General features: G+C 51.0%; 17 protein-coding genes. 15 read left to right on the top strand and 2 right to left on the bottom strand.

Annotation, left to right across the window (positions count from 1 at the left end; translation table 11 throughout):
• From M0P74_17030 to M0P74_16960, 15 genes are all read left to right on the top strand, one after another.
• The coding region (locus M0P74_17030) for a lactate racemase domain-containing protein (GenBank protein ID MCK9365292.1) at positions 1 to 1,198 on the top strand (1,198 nt) is incomplete at its 5' end.
• An 89-nt stretch (positions 1,199 to 1,287) separates the two neighbouring features.
• On the top strand, positions 1,288 to 1,572 hold the full coding sequence (locus M0P74_17025) for a BrnT family toxin (GenBank protein MCK9365291.1): 285 nt from the start codon (positions 1,288 to 1,290) through the stop codon (positions 1,570 to 1,572).
• Positions 1,569 to 1,841 carry a hypothetical protein gene (locus tag M0P74_17020; protein MCK9365290.1) on the top strand — a complete coding sequence of 91 codons (273 nt, stop codon included), beginning with the start codon at positions 1,569 to 1,571 and terminating at the stop codon, positions 1,839 to 1,841. Before M0P74_17025 ends, M0P74_17020 begins: the two co-directional genes overlap by 4 nt.
• Positions 1,842 to 2,007: 166 nt before the next feature.
• The gene (gene glpK / locus M0P74_17015) at positions 2,008 to 3,507 is read left to right on the top strand and encodes a glycerol kinase GlpK (GenBank protein ID MCK9365289.1); all 1,500 of its coding nucleotides are present in this window, start codon (positions 2,008 to 2,010) and stop codon (positions 3,505 to 3,507) included.
• A gap of 58 nt (positions 3,508 to 3,565) precedes the next feature.
• Positions 3,566 to 6,586: an SNF2-related protein gene (locus M0P74_17010; GenBank protein MCK9365288.1), complete on the top strand. Its 3,021-nt coding sequence runs from the start codon at positions 3,566 to 3,568 to the stop codon at positions 6,584 to 6,586.
• A 334-nt stretch (positions 6,587 to 6,920) separates the two neighbouring features.
• Positions 6,921 to 7,754: a three-Cys-motif partner protein TcmP gene (locus M0P74_17005; GenBank protein MCK9365287.1), complete on the top strand. Its 834-nt coding sequence runs from the start codon at positions 6,921 to 6,923 to the stop codon at positions 7,752 to 7,754.
• The gene (locus M0P74_17000; protein ID MCK9365286.1) at positions 7,754 to 8,494 is read left to right on the top strand and encodes a phage Gp37/Gp68 family protein; all 741 of its coding nucleotides are present in this window, start codon (positions 7,754 to 7,756) and stop codon (positions 8,492 to 8,494) included. Before M0P74_17005 ends, M0P74_17000 begins: the two co-directional genes overlap by 1 nt.
• Before the next feature lie 229 nt (positions 8,495 to 8,723).
• On the top strand, positions 8,724 to 9,677 hold the full coding sequence (locus M0P74_16995; GenBank protein ID MCK9365285.1) for a hypothetical protein: 954 nt from the start codon (positions 8,724 to 8,726) through the stop codon (positions 9,675 to 9,677).
• Between the two features lie 11 nt (positions 9,678 to 9,688).
• Positions 9,689 to 11,377, top strand: coding sequence for a site-specific DNA-methyltransferase (locus M0P74_16990; protein ID MCK9365284.1), 1,689 nt, complete (start codon positions 9,689 to 9,691; stop codon positions 11,375 to 11,377).
• Positions 11,378 to 11,556: 179 nt separating this feature from the next.
• On the top strand, positions 11,557 to 14,256 hold the full coding sequence (locus M0P74_16985; protein MCK9365283.1) for a DEAD/DEAH box helicase family protein: 2,700 nt from the start codon (positions 11,557 to 11,559) through the stop codon (positions 14,254 to 14,256).
• A gap of 129 nt (positions 14,257 to 14,385) precedes the next feature.
• The gene (locus M0P74_16980) at positions 14,386 to 15,549 is read left to right on the top strand and encodes a Fic family protein (protein MCK9365282.1); all 1,164 of its coding nucleotides are present in this window, start codon (positions 14,386 to 14,388) and stop codon (positions 15,547 to 15,549) included.
• Positions 15,550 to 15,741: 192 nt separating this feature from the next.
• Entirely contained in the window at positions 15,742 to 15,993 is a 252-nt protein-coding gene (locus M0P74_16975; GenBank protein MCK9365281.1) for a hypothetical protein, read from the top strand.
• A 439-nt stretch (positions 15,994 to 16,432) separates the two neighbouring features.
• The gene (locus tag M0P74_16970) at positions 16,433 to 16,591 is read left to right on the top strand and encodes a hypothetical protein (protein ID MCK9365280.1); all 159 of its coding nucleotides are present in this window, start codon (positions 16,433 to 16,435) and stop codon (positions 16,589 to 16,591) included.
• 203 nt (positions 16,592 to 16,794) lie between these two features.
• Complete coding sequence (gene rsgA / locus M0P74_16965) at positions 16,795 to 17,856, top strand: ribosome small subunit-dependent GTPase A (GenBank protein ID MCK9365279.1); 1,062 nt, start codon at positions 16,795 to 16,797, stop codon at positions 17,854 to 17,856.
• Positions 17,857 to 18,420: 564 nt separating this feature from the next.
• Positions 18,421 to 18,576 carry a hypothetical protein gene (locus tag M0P74_16960; protein MCK9365278.1) on the top strand — a complete coding sequence of 52 codons (156 nt, stop codon included), beginning with the start codon at positions 18,421 to 18,423 and terminating at the stop codon, positions 18,574 to 18,576.
• Positions 18,577 to 18,800: 224 nt separating this feature from the next.
• Here M0P74_16960 and M0P74_16955 read toward each other — a convergent pair whose 3' ends face one another.
• Both M0P74_16955 and M0P74_16950 read right to left on the bottom strand, forming a co-directional pair.
• Positions 18,801 to 19,265: an HAD-IA family hydrolase gene (locus M0P74_16955; GenBank protein ID MCK9365277.1), complete on the bottom strand. Its 465-nt coding sequence runs from the start codon at positions 19,263 to 19,265 to the stop codon at positions 18,801 to 18,803.
• A gap of 172 nt (positions 19,266 to 19,437) precedes the next feature.
• Positions 19,438 to 19,836 (bottom strand): hypothetical protein, encoded by a 399-nt coding sequence (locus tag M0P74_16950; GenBank protein MCK9365276.1) that lies wholly within the window; start codon positions 19,834 to 19,836, stop codon positions 19,438 to 19,440.
• Between the last annotated feature and the right edge of the window lie 64 nt (positions 19,837 to 19,900).

Genomic DNA, 19,900 nt, shown 5'->3' with positions numbered 1-19,900 from the left:
CGCCTTTCCCGAGCGCTGGGATGTTGACAATTTGACCTCCCCCGGCTTTGACAAGCCGGGGCTCACGCCGGCTCAAATAAAGACAAAGATATCTCAACCACTGGAGGGCGAAACTCTCGAAGAGCTGGCCCGCGGGAAAAAACAGGCCGTCATCGTGTTTGACGATATGACCCGCCCCACCCCGGTCAGGGAAGTGGCTCCCTTTGTTCTCGAAGCCCTGCACAAGGCCGGTCTGGAGAAGGAGCAGATCCGTTTCATCTGGGCCTTGGGCAGTCATGGCGCCTACGATATGGCCAGCGCCCGGAAAAAATTGGGGGATTACATTGTCGAGAACTATGCAGTTTATAACCACGATCCTTTTCAGAACACCGTCCGGGCGGGAAGAACGCCGACCGGGGTGGAGGTCTGGTTCAATCGCGAATTCATGAACTGCGATCTGAAGGTCGGGATTGGTTGCGTAACTACCCATGTTCACGTGGGATTTAGCGGCGGCGGGAAAATAGTCTTTCCTGGCGTGGCGGGGCTCGAATCGATCAACCAGTTTCATAATCAGCTCTACCGGGATCAGAGCCGTACCGGTCTCGGCAATTTCGATAATAATATCATGCGGGCGGAGTGTGATGCCGCCGCCGGGTTGGCGGGTTTGAACTTCAAGATCGACTGTCTGGTAAACCGGCGGGGAGAAATCGCCAATCTCTATGCCGGGCCCTTCAAAAGCACGCATGCCGTCGGCGCCGCGGAAGCAAAGGAGCATTACGGGATACCCTACGCCTCCGGCTACGATATTGCCGTCGGCAACGCCTACGGAAAGGCGAGTGAGGCGATTATCGCCCTCGTCCCGGCCCTCATGGCGCTGAAGCACGACTGCACCGGCACGGCAATTTTGATTGCCGATGCGCCGGGAGGACAGGTGCCCCACTACGTGATGCGGGCCTGGGGGAGTGATTATGGCGGCCGCCACTATCTCGCGAAGGCCCGGGGCGAAAAAACGCTCACTGCCGCCCTGAAACGCCTGATTGTCCTTACCCCGTATCCGGACAGGACGATGCTTGACATGGTCTGCCATATCGATGATGTGGCCGTCGTGAAGACATGGCCCGAGGCGCTCGCCCTGCTGGAGCAGGATTACCCGGCTGACGCCCGCGTCGCCGTCATCCAGGACGGAACGATGCAGTATATGAAACCGCCCCCAATGTAGACCGCTGCGCGCCACCGTTTAGCTCCGCCGTTATCCGCTAAATAATAATATCGCTTGATGCGTACACACAAGTGATGTACAACTTGACCATGAAATACGAGTGGAATCCTGAAAAAAATGAATGGTTAAAAGATGAAAGGCATGTATCTTTCGAACAAATAATCATTCATCTTTCTCGGGGCGATGTATGGAAAATAACTGATCATCCCGACCAGTCAATCTATCCGGGACAGAAGCTGTATTTTGTTATTGTTGATGGTTACATTCACATCGTTCCTTATGTGATTGAAAAAGAGTGCATATTTTTAAAAACCATAATCCCCAGCAGAAAAGCAACAAAGATGTATAAAGAAGAACTGGAGAGCAAACAATGAAATACGATAAAGAAGAAAGAGATATTCTTGATGCTTTGGAAAAGGGCAAGATGAAGCTGGCCGCTCCATTAAAAAAAGAAATTGAATCGATTAGGGCAGCGGCTAATAATACCCTTAAAAAAGACAGGCGTGTAACGATTCGCCTATATGACCACGACTTTGTTGGTATTCAAAAAAAGGCGATGGAGATGGGCATGCCTTATCAAACTCTTATTTCCGGGGTCATTCATCGTTACATAGAAGGTGATATAAAAATAAAGACCGGATAACAGATCGCCTCACGGGATCGACTGCATTACCTTGAGTTGTTCAGATGTCCCTCAATCACCCCAATGACTATTGGACAGTGAAATATGGCTGAATCTTTCCGGGACGAACGATGCGTAATTCAATGTCAGTGACGAAGACAAGGGGCAAAATGGTGGATTTTATAAGATGAAAACTTTCATTCTTGCCCTCGATCAGGGGACGACGAGTTCACGGGCGATCATCTTCGATAGAAACGGCCTGCCGGTTGCCGTCGCGCAAAAGGAATTCACGCAGCTCTACCCGAAGCCCGGCTGGGTTGAGCACAACCCTGAGGAGATATGGTCAACCCAGGCCGGCGTTGCGACGGAAGCTATTGCCAAGGCCGGTGTGGGAAGTGACAGTATCGCGGCGATCGGAATCACCAATCAGCGCGAAACCACGGTAGTCTGGAACAAAAAAACGGGGAAGCCCGTTTTTAACGCCATTGTCTGGCAGGACAGACGCACCGCCGATTTCTGCGACAAGTTAATAACCGCTGGTTACAGCAGCATAATCCTTCAAAAAACGGGTCTTGTCATTGACGCCTATTTCTCCGCCACCAAGATACGCTGGATACTCGACAATGTAAAAAACGCCCGCAAGCAGGCCGAAAAAGGGGAACTTGCCTTCGGGACAATCGATTCCTGGCTGCTCTGGAACCTTACCCAGGGCAGACTGCATGTGACCGATGTGACCAACGCGTCGCGAACCATGCTGTTCAACATCCACTCCCTTCAGTGGGACGAGGAGCTGCTCGATCTCTTCGGAATCCCCGCGTCGCTCCTGCCGGAGGTGCGTTCTTCCAGCGAGATGTACGGAGAATCCACGGGGCTCTTTTCATCCTCCGTTCCCATTGCGGGAATTGCCGGCGACCAGCAGGCCTCGCTCTTCGGGCAGATGTGCACCGAGCCGGGAATGGTGAAAAACACCTACGGCACCGGTTGCTTCATCATGATGAATATCGGCGACAAGCCTGTGGAATCGAAAAACAGGCTCTTGACCACGGTAGCATGGAAAATAGGGAACAAGACGCAGTACGCCCTAGAGGGGAGCATATTTATTGCCGGCGCAGTTGTCCAATGGTTGCGCGACGAACTGGGAATAATAGGCAAGGCGGCGGATGTCGAAAAGCTGGCAGGTGCGGTGCCGGACAGCGGCGGCGTCTATTTTGTCCCCGCCTTTGCCGGGCTGGGCGCGCCTTATTGGAATCAGCATGCCCGGGGAGCCATATTCGGCATGACCAGGGGCACATCGGCTGCGCACATCGCCCGGGCGGCGCTGGAGAGCATCGCCTACCAGACCATCGAGGTTATCCGGGCGATGCAGAAGGACTCCGGCATTGCGTTTAGAGAATTGCGTGTTGACGGGGGGGCAACGGCCAATAATTTGCTGATGCAGTTTCAGGCCGATCTGCTCAGGGCAAAGGTGGCGCGCCCCAGGATAACCGAGACTACCGCCCTGGGCGCTGCTTATCTGGCGGGGCTTGCCGTCGGCTACTGGAGTACGATGTCTGACATCAAAAAGCAGCGGCAGATAGACAGAATATTTTCTCCCCGCATGAAAGAGGCGGAGGCCCAATCGCTTATCAGAGGCTGGCGGCGCGCGGTGAGCGCCGCCCAGGTCTGGGTGTCCAACCCGGAAGTTTGAAAAAAGTATCGAATCCTGATGCCGGCGGTTACCCATAAATAAAGGAATCTGTAGCCAATTGCAAATAACCGACTATCACGCAAAATATTATGCCCATGAGTTGACAAAGCGCTGTTCTTCGGACAGCCTGGAAAAACTGGCGGCATCATTGGCGGATGCTCAGGTCGATCTAAACCCGCATCAAATTGAAGCGGCCCTGTTTGCTTTCCGGTCGCCGCTTTCCCGCGGCGCCATTCTGGCAGATGAGGTTGGTCTCGGCAAAACTATCGAAGCGGGGATCATACTTTCCCAGATATGGGCCGAACGGAAACGGAAGATTCTCATCATCGTTCCGTCCAGTCTGAGAAAGCAATGGACTCAGGAGTTGCTGGAGAAATTCTTCCTCCCCTCCCTGATTCTGGAAACCAAATCCTATAATCAGCATCTCAAACAGGGAAGCCGGAACCCCTTTCAGCAGAACGAAATTGTCATCACGTCTTTCCAGTTTGCCCGCAATAAGGCGAACCGGATCAGGGAAGTCGCCTGGGATCTTGTCGTTATCGACGAGGCCCACCGGCTGCGGAACGTTTACAAACCTGCCAACAAGATTGCCCGTGCGATCAAGGATGTAATAGAAGGCGTACCCAAGTTGCTGCTGACGGCCACGCCGTTGCAGAATTCACTGCTGGAGCTCTACGGCCTGGTCAGTTTTATCGACGATCACACCTTCGGCGATATCCGGAGCTACAAAAGCCAGTTTGCCCGCTTGACCAGCGATATCAATTTCGACGATCTGAAGGCCCGCCTGGCGCCCATCTGCAAACGGACCTTGCGGCGGCAGGTGCTCGAATACATCAAGTACACCAACCGCATTCCCATAACGCAGGACTTCGTTCCGACACCCGATGAGCAGGTGCTCTATGACCTGGTATCCGAATATCTCCGCCGGGAGAACCTGCAGGCTCTGCCCGCAAGCCAGCGAACCCTGATGACTCTCGTTCTCCGGAAGCTCCTGGCCTCTTCAACCTTTGCCATTGCCGGAGCCTTGGATTCATTAGTCCGTCGATTGAACGCAAAATTGGAGGACTCTTCTAACCCATCATCCCCGGCCCATAACTTTTCATCCCTGGCCCATAACTCGTCATCCCCGCCCCACAACCTGTCATCCCCGCCCCATAAGCTGTCATCCCCGAGTGCTTTAGTCGGGGATCCATCTTTTAATACATCACCAACCCATGCATTCCCGACTGACCCCTCGGAAATGCCAGCATTGCTTGAAGAAAAGCTGGCCGAAGACTTCGAAATCCTGGAAGAAATCAAGGATGAATGGGAAGAGAACGAAGTCGAGGAGGAACTTTCCGCCGCAGACATCCAGGCCATGAAGCACGAAATCGCCGATCTGGAAGCCTTCCGGGACCTGGCGACCTCCATCACCCAGAACGCCAAAGGGCAGGCACTCCTACTGGCGCTCAAGGCGGGTTTTGCCAAAGCCGCAGAGCTTGGCGCCGAACAAAAGGCTATTATCTTTACGGAATCCAGAAGAACGCAGGACTATCTCGTCCGCATCCTTTCCGCAACTGAATATGACGGGCAAATTGTCCTTTTCAACGGTTCCAACAATGATCCTTTGTCGCGGGAAATCTACCGGACATGGCACGATGAGCATGAAGGGACCGATAAAATATCCGGTTCCCGGACGGCCGATATGCGGTCCGCCCTGGTGGATCGCTTCAAAGGGCCAGCCCAGATCATGGTTGCCACGGAAGCGGCGGCTGAAGGGATCAACCTGCAATTCTGCTCTCTCGTCGTCAATTACGACCTCCCCTGGAATCCCCAGCGGATTGAGCAGCGGATCGGGCGTTGCCACCGTTACGGGCAGGCCCATGATGTGGTGGTGGTCAACTTTCTGAACCGGAACAATGCTGCCGATCAGCGTGTCTTTGAACTGCTTTCCGAGAAATTTGCCCTCTTTGACGGTGTCTTCGGGGCCAGCGACGAAGTGTTGGGAACCATCGAGTCGGGGGTGGATTTCGAAAAAAGGATTGTCAGAATTTATCAGGAGTGTCGCACGACGGAAGAAATCCAGAACTCGTTCGACGAACTTCAGCGGGAACTGGAGACGGAAATAGACGAGAACATGAAGCTCACCAGGAAAAACCTCCTGGAAAATTTCGACGAAGAGGTTCATGAAAAGCTGCGGGTCAACCTGAAGGAAAGTACGACGTACCTGAGTAAATATGAAAATTGGCTTTGGGAACTGACCGGCCACTTTCTCCGGCCCCATGCCGATTTTGTTCCGGGAGAAACGGCATTTCGGCTGAAGGAAAACCCCTTTGGCGGCCATGCCATCCCCCTTGGCCTCTATCGAATGGGCAGGCACGTGGAAGATGCCCACGTCTATCGCATCGGACACCCCCTCGCGCAGAACATCCTGAACGCCGCGATCGGCAGGCAACTGACGGAAACAGACATTCGCTTCGATTATTCCGGACAATCGGTGAAGATATCCATTTTGGAGCCTCTCGTGGGGGCATCCGGGTATCTGTCCCTGGTCGGCATGTCCGTTGAGGCCTTGGAAGCAGAAGATTACCTGATCTTCTGCGCCGTCACGGAAGATGGTGCTGTGTTGGACGAGGAGCAGGCCCGGCGGTTGTTTTCGTTACCCGGAGAATGCCGGGAACCGACAAACGTTCAGGCAGGCCGCGATCAGCTCCAGCAGGTCTTTGAATCCCGCCGGGACCGGATCGTGGAGGCCATCGGCGCCAGAAACGGCCATTTTTTCGACCGGGAGATGGAAAAGCTGGAAAAATGGGCGGATGATCTGAAAAGCGGCCTGGAATTCGAGTTAAAGGAACTGGATCGGGAGATCAAGTTTCAGAAGACGGAATCCAAGAAAATCCTCCGATTGGACGAGAAACTGACGGCTCAGAAAGCCATCAAGGAACTGGAAAAGCAGCGCAACACCCTGCGCCGGAACCTCTTCGAAGCCCAGGACGAAATCGAAAGCCGCAAGGAAGGGCTGATTGCAGACGTGGAAGCAAGGTTGCGGCAGCGGATAAAAACGCAGGAGCTATTTGCAATCCGCTGGCAGGTGATGTAGCGTACTTTCACGATATCGTTACGAAGAAGAGAATTTCGATAGACGGGAATTGGATGATTGATTTCGGTTGCATTTTTTGTCATTCCCGAGGCAGTAGTCGGGAATCCAAAAAAAGGCCCTTACGGGCCTCCAATGACATTGCCATCCACCTCCGGAACGCCGTATTGAGAGGACTGTGGCAAATATCTTTACAAATATCAATATTTTTATATATTTAAATTTGCAAGAGGATGTGTGGCTGAGAAATGGATAAAAAGCCCTCTCTGAAGAGGGTGGAGGGACTACCCAGAAAACTACCCTGTAAACTACCCAGAAAAGTTTGTTAGGAGGGGGCATGAAATACGATGAAATCGGCTACTGGTCAGAAGTTAAGCTTGATATCGTCCGGGAATATGCTGGTGTCTACTCCCGGATATTGAATGCACAACAGAAAAAAACCTCTCTGTACTACCTGTACATAGATGCCTTTGCCGGTGCTGGTGCCCATATTTCCAAGCGAACCGGTGATTTTATTAAAGGGAGTCCTCTCAATGCATTACTTTTGAATCCTCCTTTTCGGGAATATCACCTGATCGATTTGGATAGTGAAAAGGTTGATCTACTCCAGCAGATGGCTGCGGCATATCCGGAAATGAACGTGAACATCCATGAAGGAGACTGCAACGAGATTCTTCTCCGCGAAGTTTTCCCTCGTGCCAGATATGAAGATTACAAAAGAGCGCTTTGTCTTCTTGATCCGTACGGATTGCATCTAAAGTGGGATGTCTTGCTCACTGCCGGGCAGATGAAGAGCATAGAAGTCTTTCTTAATTTTCCGGTTGCTGATATGAATCGCAACGTCCTGTGGAGAAACCCGGATAAGGTAGATCCGGAACAGGCGGCGCGCATGACCGCTTTCTGGGGCGATGAATCTTGGCGGCAAGCAGCGTATGATACAACCGAAAATCTATTCGGTTACGAAGAGAAAACATCCAACGAAGAAATTGTGCAGGCTTTTCGAAAAAGATTGAAGAAAATTGCGGGATTCAAATATGTTCCGGAGCCCATTCCCATGCGGAACAGCAAAGGAGCCACCGTATATTACTTGTTCTTTGCCTCGCAGAAACCGGCAGCAGAAAGCATTGTAATCGACATTTTTAACAAATATCGCAACAGAGGGATTACTTGATGGCAGCCAAATCCGCAATTGAATGGACCGGATCAACCTGGAACCCGGTGACCGGTTGCACAAAAATCAGCCCCGGATGTCAGCATTGCTATGCCGAACGCATGGCAAAACGTCTACAGGCCATGGGACAGAAAAACTATATCAATGGCTTTAACTTAACGCTTCACCCTCATGTTTTGGAACTGCCCCTGACATGGAAGAAGCCTCAGACCATCTTTGTCAATTCCATGAGCGACCTCTTTCTGCAGGATATTCCGACGGACTTCATCAAGCAGGTATTCGATGTCATGCAAAAAGCGCCTTGGCACACTTTTCAGGTACTCACAAAACGGGCAGACCGTCTTGCAGAATTGAGCCAAGAGTTGCCGTGGACCAGTAATATCTGGATGGGAATAAGTGTTGAAAACAGCGACTATACCTACCGGGCAGACCTTCTGCGGATAACAGGAGCCCATGTGAAATTCCTTTCGATTGAACCGCTATTGGGATCGCTTTCCGGCCTCAGTCTGGAGGGGATCGACTGGGTCATCGTCGGCGGAGAGTCCGGTCCCGGTGCCCGGGCAATGAAAGAAGAATGGGTCATCGAAATTAAGGAACAGTGTTTAAGAGCAAACGTTCCTTTTTTCTTCAAGCAATGGGGTGGATTTCACAAAAAGAAAGCGGGGAAGGAACTCCAGGGCAGGACATGGGAGCAAATGCCCCGGCAATACCAAAATATGGTTCCGGTGGCGCTGGCCTGAACGGGAGAGGGAAAACGCGGTCTTCAGTTTTTAACTTACCACAAGAATAACACTTTTACCGCTAATTTGTCCCGTGTCCGGGATTTTTGGTAGTGGGCCAGTTCGGAATAGAAAGATTTGGCTATGATTTTTTTGACACAGAAAAAGATGGTATCGAGATAAAAATATAAATATGCAAAAGCCAATCGAGCTATACCTTTCTTTGTTTAGCATCGCGGTGGGGATAATTATGCAATTTCTCCCCAAAACGTTGCCGGTTATAATTGCCTGCCTTTTAGTTATTTATGGATTGCTGGTTTATCCAATTTGGAATTTTTGGTATATTGAACGATCCTTGTGGTTAAGATTAGCCGCTTTATTTTTTTTAGCTGCCTGCCTTTGTGTATTTGGTTTTATGGTCCTGCCCGAAGAAAAAAAAGACATATTCAGATGTAATTTTATTATCACAATGAAATTCAGTTATCCAGGTGCTGTTTTTATGGTTTATCCTTCGGCGTTAGGCAATACTATATCTACTCCGAATATTGCTTTATTTCTTGAAGTCGTTAACAACAGGTCTGCTGTAGCTCGTATATTTAGCTATCAGTGCCGAGCACTTTTAAGATACGACGAGGGTGGGGTTAGGATGGTAAGAGAGACTCCAGGGGGTGGATTTAAGTATGAATATAAACCAAGCGGTAAGATCGTAGAGAAATGGTACAATCTCCACAGCATGGGGTTTCTTGGAGATAATGTTTATTATATGTTGAATGGGTTGGAAAAATGCAGGCGTCTTAACTTTACGCAGAATAGCTTTGACAAATTAGCGCACACAGCACAATTAAGATCTGGAGAATCCATTATGGGATGGATTTTTTTTGAATTTGATAACGAAGAATTAAGATTACAAATGCCTCAAATTAAGGAAATAGAACTTACACTTCGAAATTCTGCTGGTGAATCCGAGATATGTAGGGGTGGCGGTGATACAACAACAGTTGATGCTAACAGTGTAATTAGCGCAGGAGAATGGCATGTAGAGCCAGGAGAATTTGATTTCACGAAAGAGAAATTCACTATGGTTCCAATGGTTGACTTGCCTAAAACATTAAAAGAAGGGGGACAGTTCTTGAAGAGTAAGGGCAAGGGAAAAGGAAAAGGAGATGATGTCTTGAATTATCAAGGACATAAAAACAATGAGTAAGCATAATAGTTATGAACAGTAACCAAAAACTCGAATTGACCTGGATCGGCAAGGAAAAGCGGCCGAAGCTGGAGCCGCGGATCTTGATTGAAGATCCGGATCGTTCCTATGGCGATGGTCATACGGAGAATATGCTGATCTTCGGGGATAATCTGCTGGCGCTGAAGGCGCTGGAGCAGGACTTTGCCGGGAGCGTCAAATGCATCTTCATTGATCCGCCGTATAACACGGGCAGCGCCTTTGCCCACTACGACGACGGTCTGGAGCATTCCCTCTGGCTGACGATGATGCGGGACCGACTGGAGATTTTGCGGCGGCTGCTGGCGGAGGATGGTTCAATCTGGATTACTATTGACGATAATGAGGCGCATTATCTGAAGGTGCTGTGTGATGAGGTGTTTGGACGGGGGAATTTTGTGGCCAATTGCCTATGGCAAAAGGTTTATAGCGAAAGAATGGACGCCCGAGGATTCAGTGTTTCCCATGATCATATAATGGTTTACCAAAAAACTGATCAATTTATTGTAAATCCAATTTCTAAAAATCAGAACTCGGCACAATTTGGTTACTTTGATCAGGAGATTGGTAAATATTACCGGCGAAGATCTCTTCGGAAAGAAGGCTCAGAATCGAAACGTCAAGATCGTCCTTCAATGTGGTATCCCATTGCCGCGCCAGATGGTTCGGAAATCTGGCCTGTAAAACCAGATGGAACCGAGGGCCGATGGAGATGGAAAAAAGAGAATGTTCCAGTGAATCAGCAACTTCTTGAATACATTAAAAAAGAAGCACGTTGGGAAATCTATGTAAAGCAATACCTTGAAGAAAATCCGACACGCCCTCCGGCAACATTTTGGCCGGCTGACGAGGTTGGACATAACCATGAAGCAAAATTGGAGGTAAGAGCATTCAATCGAGAAGACATTTTTGATACCCCAAAGCCCGAAAGGCTTCTTGAACGAGTGTTGTCCCTTGCCACCAATCTTGGCGACCTCGTCCTCGACTCCTTCGCCGGTTCCGGCACTACCGGCGCGGTAGCCCACAAGATGGGGCGACGGTGGATCATGGTCGAATTGGGCGAGCATTGTCATACCCACATTCTCCCACGGATGAAGAAGGTCTGCGACGGGACCGATCAGGGTGGCATCTCCCAGGTCTTCAACTGGCAGGGCGGCGGCGGTTTTAAGTATTACGACATGGCCCCGAGCCTGCTGCAGAAAGACCGCTACGACCAGTGGGTCATCAATGCCGACTACAATGCCCCTATGCTGGCCGCTGCCATGGCGAAGCATGAAAACTTCCGTTACAGCCCCGATGAGGTTCATTACTGGAAACAGGGGCAATCGTCGGAGAAGGACTTTATCTTCACCACCACGGTGCATCTGACGCCGGAACATCTCGACAGAATCCATGAGGAAATGCAGCTCGGCGAAAGCCTGCTGATCTGCTGCAAGTCCCACTTTGACGGGGCCGACGGCAGATTTGACAGCATTACGGTCAAGAAGATTCCCTCTATGCTGCTGGGCAAGTGTGAATTCGGCCGGGACGATTACAGCCTGAACATCGTGGATATGCCGCGCAGCGGTGATGAACCGGAGTTTGTACCTACCGGTCCGCCGGTAATGGAAACTGGGAAAGAAAAGAAGGCAAAGGCCGGGCATTCCAATCAAATGAGTATCTTTGAAGGCATGGAGGAATGATTACTGGATCCCCGACAGAAGCACTCGGGGATGACAGCCCTGCTTTTGTCATTCCCGCAGGTTTTTGGCGGGAATCCATGGGTTGGTTGTTTGATGAATGGATCCCCGACAGAAGCATTTGGGGATGACAGCATTGGAGGAGGCCCGGCATTCGGGCAGGTGTTATTTTAGGAGGTTGAATGGACAAGTACGCCGCGTACATCAAAAATCGCCTGAGTCTGCGCCCGCCCCAAACCGAGAGTCTGGAGATCCTGGGCGGCCTTGCGGATCGTCTGACGCTGCGGAAAAACTCCGATCTTGGTGCGGCGCAGGAGCAGGTCTGTACCTATGACGCGGAACGGGCGATGGAGAAAGGCACGGCTGCCGTTTTTACCGAGTTCGAGCGCACCTTTCCCTGCGTTTGCTTTGCCTTGGCGACGGGTGTGGGTAAAACGCGTCTCATGGGCGCCTTCATCGCCTGGCTCAACCAGGCCAAGGGGATCAAGAATTTCTTCGTTTTGGCCCCGAACCTGACTATCTACAACAAGTTGATCGATGATTTTTCCAATTCCCGCAGCCCCAAATACGTCTTTCCCGGTATCGGCGATTTTGTCCACCGGCCGCCGGGGATCATTACGGGCGACAACTACACGAGCAGGGGAACGCTTCCCCTCTTCGACGAATCCATCAATATCAACGTTTTTAACATTTCCAAGATCAACGCGGAAACAAAGGGCGGCAAACAGCCCCGGATCAAGCGGCTCTCCGAATATATCGGCCAATCCTACTTCGAACAATTGGCGAATCTGGACGACCTCGTGATTCTGATGGATGAATCGCACCACTACCGCGCCGAACGGGGCATGCAGGTCATCAACGAACTGAATCCGGTTCTGGGAATTGAATTGACGGCCACGCCCAAAACCGAAACAGGCGGCACGAAGCTGTTCAAAAACGTGGTTTATCAGTACGGCCTGGGCATGGCCATGGAAGACGGTTTTGTGAAGGAGCCCGCCGTGGCGACGCGGAAGAATTTCGACCCCTCCGGTTACGGCCGGGAAGAGCTGGATCGGATCAAGCTGGAGGACGGTATTCGCATCCATGAAGACACCAAGGTGGCCCTGGAGATTTACGCCCGCAATGAGAAATGCAAAGCCGTGAAGCCCTTTGTGCTGGTGGTGACTAAGGACACGGAGCACGCCTCCCAGGTCAAGGCCCTGATCCAGTCTTTATTTGAGGGACGCTACGCCGACAAGGTGATGGAGATCCACTCCAATCAGCGAGGGGAGGAAAAGGAAGAAAACATCCAGCAGCTTTTGACCCTGGAAAATCCGGAAAACAAGATCGAGATCGTCATCCATGTGAATATGCTGAAAGAAGGCTGGGATGTGACGAATCTCTATACCATAATCCCCCTGCGGGCTTCCGCTTCGGAGACGCTGACAGAGCAGACCATCGGGCGCGGCCTGCGCCTGCCCTACGGCAAGCGCACGGGCGACGACAAGGTGGACAAGCTGACCATCATTGCCCACGACAATTTCCAGCGCATCATCGAGGAAGCCAACAAGCCCGGCTCCATCATCAAGCAGAAGAACATCATCGAGATCGATCCGGCCGAATACGAAGGGCGCAAGGAGGTTGTTGTCGCCAAGACTACTTTGGAAGAGAAAATGGAGGCCGAAAAGACAAGAATAGACGCTATGCCGGAATCGACGGAAAAGGCGGCGGCAGGCTTGACGCTGGAGATCCGGAAAACCATTTTCGCAACCCTCCCCCAGGTGAACAATAGAGTGAAGAGCGCCGCCGAGCTCACAACGGCAGAAATTAAAGAAATCGTCGTCGAGAAGGTGAAGCAGACAATTCTGGCGGACCCGCAGCAAAATCTCTTTGCCGCCCAGATTGTCGAGGAGATCGAAAATGCCTATAACGATACCGTAAGTGAATTTATCCGCAATATCATTGAGATTCCGCGCATTGTCATCCAGCCGTCCGATGAAGTGGATTCGGGGTTCCATGATTTCGAACTCGATGCGAAGAATCTCAATTATGCGCCTGTATCGGAAGAAATCCTGATTCACTTTCTGGCGCGCCGGGAAAACAGCGAGCAGACCCTTATCGGCAAATACGGTATTGCCGCGGACAAGCCGGAAAATATGATTCTCAACGAACTGATCAGCCTGCCGGAGGTCGATTATGATACCCAGTCTGATCTGCTGTACAAGCTCGTGGGGCAGGCCATCACAAAACTGAAAAGCTATTTGACGGAAGAGGAACTCGTCAATGTGGCCAAATTCCATAAAAAGGAGATTGCAGGCTTCATCTACGCCCAGATGAAGCCCCATTTCTACTGCACGACCAAGTCTTTTGAAGAACCCGTCGTCAAGCCGTTTACGGAAATCGAAGGCCACAACCTGACCAAGATTCAGACGGACAGCATCCACCACTATACCGACACGATCACTCCGACTAGCGCCATTCCGCAGAAGGTCTTTTCCGGGTTCAAGAAGTCCTGCCATTCACTGTGCAGATTTGATGCGAAAGGGGAGAAGGATTTTGCCGCCCTTTTGGAAAACGACAAGGAAGTCGTCAAATGGCTGCGACCTGCGCCAAAACAATTCAAAATCTATTGGGACCTGCGGACCTCCCGCACCTATGAACCGGATTTCGTTGTGGAAATAGCCACAGCTATCTATCTTGTCGAGATCAAAGCCGATAACCAGTTGGAGCAGCCGGAGGTGCGGGCCAAGGCCAGGGCGGCGCTCCAGTATTGCAAATATGCCTCGGAACATACCCGGCAAAACGGTGGCAAGCCATGGAAATATCTGCTTATACCACACACTGAGGTGCTACCGAACATGAGCGTGGCCTATCTGGCCGAGAAACGGGAGTTTGTGGAGTAAGGTTCGGACCACGATGTATGGTGTTGAATAATGACAAATTGCCTGCATACCTATTGACATATTCTATGACAAATACTATATAGAATTTGCAAATTCGCTTTAATGCAGATAACATATAGGAGCCATTGTATGCAAAACTATGAACATATTCCCTTCCAGAAAAACTGGCGTCTTGACGAGGAGACAATCTTCCGGCTGGGACAGAGCGAATCGATCATTCAGGCGATCTCGTCCGCACCGATCAAGCCGGAGTATCGCAAACAGTTGCTCTCGGTCTCCCTGCGGAAAGGCGCCCGAGCGACTACGGCAATCGAAGGAAACACCCTCTCGGAAGAGGAGGTGGCCCGCATCGACGCCGGGGAAAAGCTCCCCCCCAGCAAGGAGTACCTGCAGATCGAGGTTAAGAACGTCATCACCGTCCTCAACCAGATTCGCGCCGAGGTGATCGCGGAAAACAAGGCCTTCGTCCTGTCTTGCGAGTTGATCGAGCGATTCAACTATTGCGTGGGCAAGGACCTGGGGGAACACTTTCAGGGCATTCCCGGCAAGTTCAGGGCTGCGGGGCACAATGTCGTCGTGGGGGCATACCGGCCGCCGCCTGGCACCGACGCGGCCCCCCTGATGATCCGCTTTTGCGAATGGATGAAAGAGACGTTCCGCTACGAGGAGGGCACGCAGTCCTTTTCCGATCAGATTTTCCAGGCGATCGTGGCTCATGCATACATAGCCATGATTCACCCCTTTGGGGACGGCAACGGCCGCACAGCCCGGCTGATTGAATTCTATATTCTCCTGCGGGCCGGCCTGCCGGATATTGCCTCGCACATCCTGTCGAACCATTACAACGAAACCCGACAGGAATACTACCGGCAGCTCGATCGCTGCGTCCGGGAGCGGGATCTGTCCTGGTTCATCCATTACGCCGTCCTCGGATTCCGGGACGGCTTGAGAAACGTCCTGGAGGTGGTGCAGAAGAACTTGCTGGAGACGACCTGGCACAAGCTCATCTATGACGTCCTCGACAGCAAGAAGGCCACGGGTAAAACGCGCGCCATCGTGAAGCGGCGCAGGACCCTGGCCCTGCAATTTCCCGTGGACAAGTGGCAAACGACCGAAGAACTCATCGACGGCTCCGGCATACTGGCCAGGGAATATACCCGCCTCTCTGTGACGACGCTCATGCGGGACCTTGCGGAGCTGGAAAAACTGGAACTGATCGTCAAAGAGAAGGACAAATACAAGGGGAACATCGACATCATGCGCGGCTACATGCCGCTGAGGAAGAAGAAATAATGAACGACAACGCCTCAAGCATCATTTCCAAGATCTGGAGCTTCTGTAACACCCTGGCTACGACGGCGTGGGTTACGGCGACTACCTGGAACAGCTCACCTACCTTCTCTTTCTAAAATTGGCCGATGAGTTTTCCCTGCCGCCGTACAACCGCCCCCCAGTAGCGATGGCCTGTCAAAAAAGGAGAAAGCGATGAGTGACAAAATCGAGCGGCGCGAGGACGTGAAACCGGAAGAAGGTGAGCGCAAGTATGGCGATGTCGAGTTTGCCGATCCGGTCAATAACAAGTATCCGGTGGACACGCCGGAACATGTGCGAGCGGCGTGGTCCTACATAAACCACAAAGACAACGCCGCTAAATACGCCGCGGACGAAGTCAAAAAAATCAAGAAGCGCATCCGGAGCGCCGCCAAAAAGCACGGTGTCGAAATCAGCGACGAATGACAACGAAGAATTTCGGTGACAGTTTATTAAATTACGATTGAGATGTCAATGGGGACGGTTCCAATTATGGACAAATTATTCCAGGGAAATAGAACAGTCCCAATTTAGTCTTGGACATAGCCTCAAAATTTGAAGTGATATGGTAACGTTATCAGGATGGATCAATGGATTGCAAAATTTCAAATTCTTACGTGTCTTTCAGGACTGGCAGCCAAACCGACAGGCAAAATTTGCTTGACATTGCCACGCCGATGGCTATAGCAGGGCCAGCACATCCGCCAAGCCTCTGTTTCTTCGGAAGCATGCTCAATTCTGGCGGATTTTATATTTGTCCCGCCGAGGCCCCATGAAATACACGAAAAAGCCTCTCACGTTCAATAAACAGGTTGACCTCCTTTTACCCACTGATCACCCACGGTAAAAACCAGGAGACATCCCCATGGCTAATGAAGCTCAAAAAACAGAGCACACCGGTCCAAAGAAAGGGCGCGGCGCTTACTGGGGCCGGAAGCAAGCGGCCAAGAAGGAATCCAACCGGGTGCGGCGGGAGGCCGACAAGAATGAATCGAAACCGGTAACTGATTTTGATGGAAAATAAAAGGAGTGATATTGTTGATCCGCAGGGTGCTCAAAAATCTTCAGATTCAAAAGGTTGTCGAATGTCTGAGCCGCGGCAGAAATGCAAAATGGCATAAAACCGGGAATTAGGTAATAACAGATAATATAGGTAATAAATTGGGTACCAAGCTGAATCCTGCCGATTGCTGTGCTCCTGCCGATTTCACTGTTCGGTGACAAGATATGATGAAATTGATTGATCTCGGTTTTGATCCCTGGTTTTCCGCACATGTCGATGACGTGTGTCAAGAGGATCAAGGCATTGCGCGTGTGTCGGCAGTTGACCGCAACTCGTACATGATCAGGAATGAGCTCAGAGAGATTCCCGCTGAACTTGCCGGGAAGTTCTATTTCCATGTCGAGTCCCCGGATAAACTGCCCTGTGTCGGCGATTGGGTCACCGTGCGGTATCACAATGATGGCGCCTCGGCAATCATCCATGAAGTCTTTCCCCGAAGGACGTTTTTACGCCGCAAACGTGCCGGCGTAGAAGTGGACTACCAGATGATTGCAGCCAACATTGACATTGCTTTCATTGTCCAGTCCTGTCACTTTGACTTTAATCTACCGAGAATGAATAGGTATTTAGTTATGGCAGCTGACGGTCATGTTGAGCCGATTGTCATTCTTGCCAAGACGGACTTGATATCGCCCGATGAGCTGCAGCAGAAGCTGGCTGCTATCAGACAGGCCGGCATCACGACCAGGGTTATTGCACTTAGCAACATAACTGGTTCCGGATTTGACGAATTCCAGCAGGTATTAATGTCGGGGCGAACATATTGCCTGCTCGGGTCATCGGGAGTCGGCAAGTCTACACTGATCAACCATCTGATTGGACGGGATGCTCTTGATACAAAAGCTGTCAGTGGAACAGGAGAAGGTACACACACAACATCGCGTCGGCAACTCATTGTTCTTGATAAAGGCATGATGTTTATTGATACACCTGGAATGAGAGAACTAGGCCTTCTGGGCGCCAGTGACGGGGTAAACAAAGGATTTGAAGATATTATTGAGCTTTCCCTGGCATGTCGCTATGCCGATTGCAGCCATACTCAGGAATCAGACTGTGCAGTTCTTACGGCAATTACCAGCGGCGAGTTGAGTGAAGAGCGCTATTCCAGTTATTTAAAACTCAGGAAAGAGTCAGAGCACTATGAGATGTCATACTTGGACAAACGTAAAAAGGACAGGGCATTCGGACGCTTCGTTAAGACAGCGAAGAAGAATATGAAAAAATAAATGACGTGCAACGAACAATCGGCCCCAGCGGACGCGCTGACGCGCGCCACTGATCCATGCAGTTATTTACTGAAAAAGGAGATGAACAATGCCGATCCCTGATTATGAGAGAACTTTGAATTTCTCCCGAAATGTTGTTAATTGTCATTCCCGTGAAAACGGGAATCAGGTCTTTTCGGGAACTTATAGATTCCCGCCTGCGCGGGAATGACAAAAGGGTATAGATTTTCAAAGCTCTCCATGAGACTTTGATGGGATCGGATCGCTCAAGCCCGCCTTTTCCCGCAACTGGCGTAACAAAGGACGATCGCCGCTTGCGGGAAAAACTGGCCTCTCTGGAAACGGCAAAGGGGCAGGCGTACGCTGGCACCTGACAAAGGGGGAATAATTGACAGCATAATTGATCGGGATGTCAATTGCCTGTCAATTACTCAATAATTGACAACATAATTGACGGTCTTGATCAATGCGATGTCAAAGGCGCCGGTTTGCATCATTGTTATGCTTCATAAATCAATGTTAGGATGCAAACCAAGCCCGCGGTAAAAACCAGGAGACATTCACATGGCTTATGAAGCTCAAAAAACAGAGCACACCGGCCCAAAGAAGGGGCGCGGCGCTTACTGGGGCCGGAAGCAAGCGGCCAAGAAGGAATCCAACCGAGTGCGGCGTGAGGCCGACAAAGATGAATCGAAACCGGTAACTGATTCTAATGGCTAAACAGACACAACATAAAAATAACCAGAAGAATGGGGTTAACTGCATATCGTGTCAGCATTTCTACATCACCTACGATCAATATTTCCCATACGGCTGCCGAAGTGTCGGGTTCAAATCGCGTTTGCTGCCTTCAATGGAAATGTTCGCGAATTCCGGGATAGAATGTCAGTTTTATAAGGAAAAAAAACGGGCGCCAAGAAATTGATGATTAAGGAGGGTGTCATCTAAATATGTCCGAGGATTGCAAACGCATTGGCGAGAATCAGGTCGGCGCCGGTTGCACGCAGACTTTTCTCGTCGGCGCTTCCTGTCAAGACCCCGACCGCGCAGCTTCCCGCCTGCCTGGCGGTCATGATATCTGTAGGATGATCGCCGATCATTGCCGCCTCCTTTTCCGAGACTCCCAGGATGCCAAGCGCTTTTTGCAAATGGCCCGGATGGGGTTTGACATTTTGCGAATCTTCGCGGGTAAGCGTGGCATCGGCATACAGTTCGATATCGGGGAAAACTTGCAGCACCGCGGCCCGGCAATCCCTCGTAATAATTTCCGTTTTTATTGAAGGTTTCTTTAATTCGGCAAGGAGTGTTTTTGTGCTTGAAAAGTAACCGTCCGACGAACCCGTCTTGCGAGATAATTGCAGTCGCGGTAGAAAAGGGCCGCCAGCAATAGACAACTCCAGTGGCGACATGATCTTTGACAATCTGTATAAGGGAAATGGTTTTAAAAAGCAAGGTGCAGTGAGGCGTGGAACGTTATAGGCGCATCTCAGGCATTTTCCGTAAACAGCAGGAATAATTAGAAGAAGCGCCCGACGGGTTCCCGTTCTCCGGGAAGGGAACCCGCACAGGCGTTGAACCCGGTTACTTTTTCTTCATCGGATCGCCCTCATAGCCCAGGGCTTTCCAGTCCAATCGCCCCTTGGAACCATGGCAGTCCATGCATTTGAGGGCCTTCGCCTTCGGGACGACCATATGGTTTACCCGCCAGACCATCCGGGTCTCCACGAAACCGTATTTGCCGCTGTACGGCATCCCGGCGGCTTTCATCCCATCTTCGATGGCCTTACCCCAATCGAAGTGCTTCCAGTAACCGCCGAAGAGGTGGACATAGGCCATCGTATTGTTTCCGGCATCGTAGGGCTGCTTCCCCCGCATCACCTTGAACGGGGAGATTTTTGCGTCAGGGTCATTGCGGTCGCCCAGCGGACGGTTGAACTCAACCACCTTGTTGGACGAAGCCGCTACGCGGCGGAAAAACATTTAAAATCAGTGTATAACTCCCCGCGGCGTTCAATTCCGAGCGCCATAAACTACGGGAGGAATA

The organism is Syntrophales bacterium (assembly GCA_023229765.1).
Taxonomy (GTDB): domain Bacteria; phylum Desulfobacterota; class Syntrophia; order Syntrophales; family UBA5619; genus DYTH01.
The sequence above is the reverse complement of the archived record's forward strand: the minus strand, read 5'-3'. Positions and strand labels throughout refer to the sequence as shown.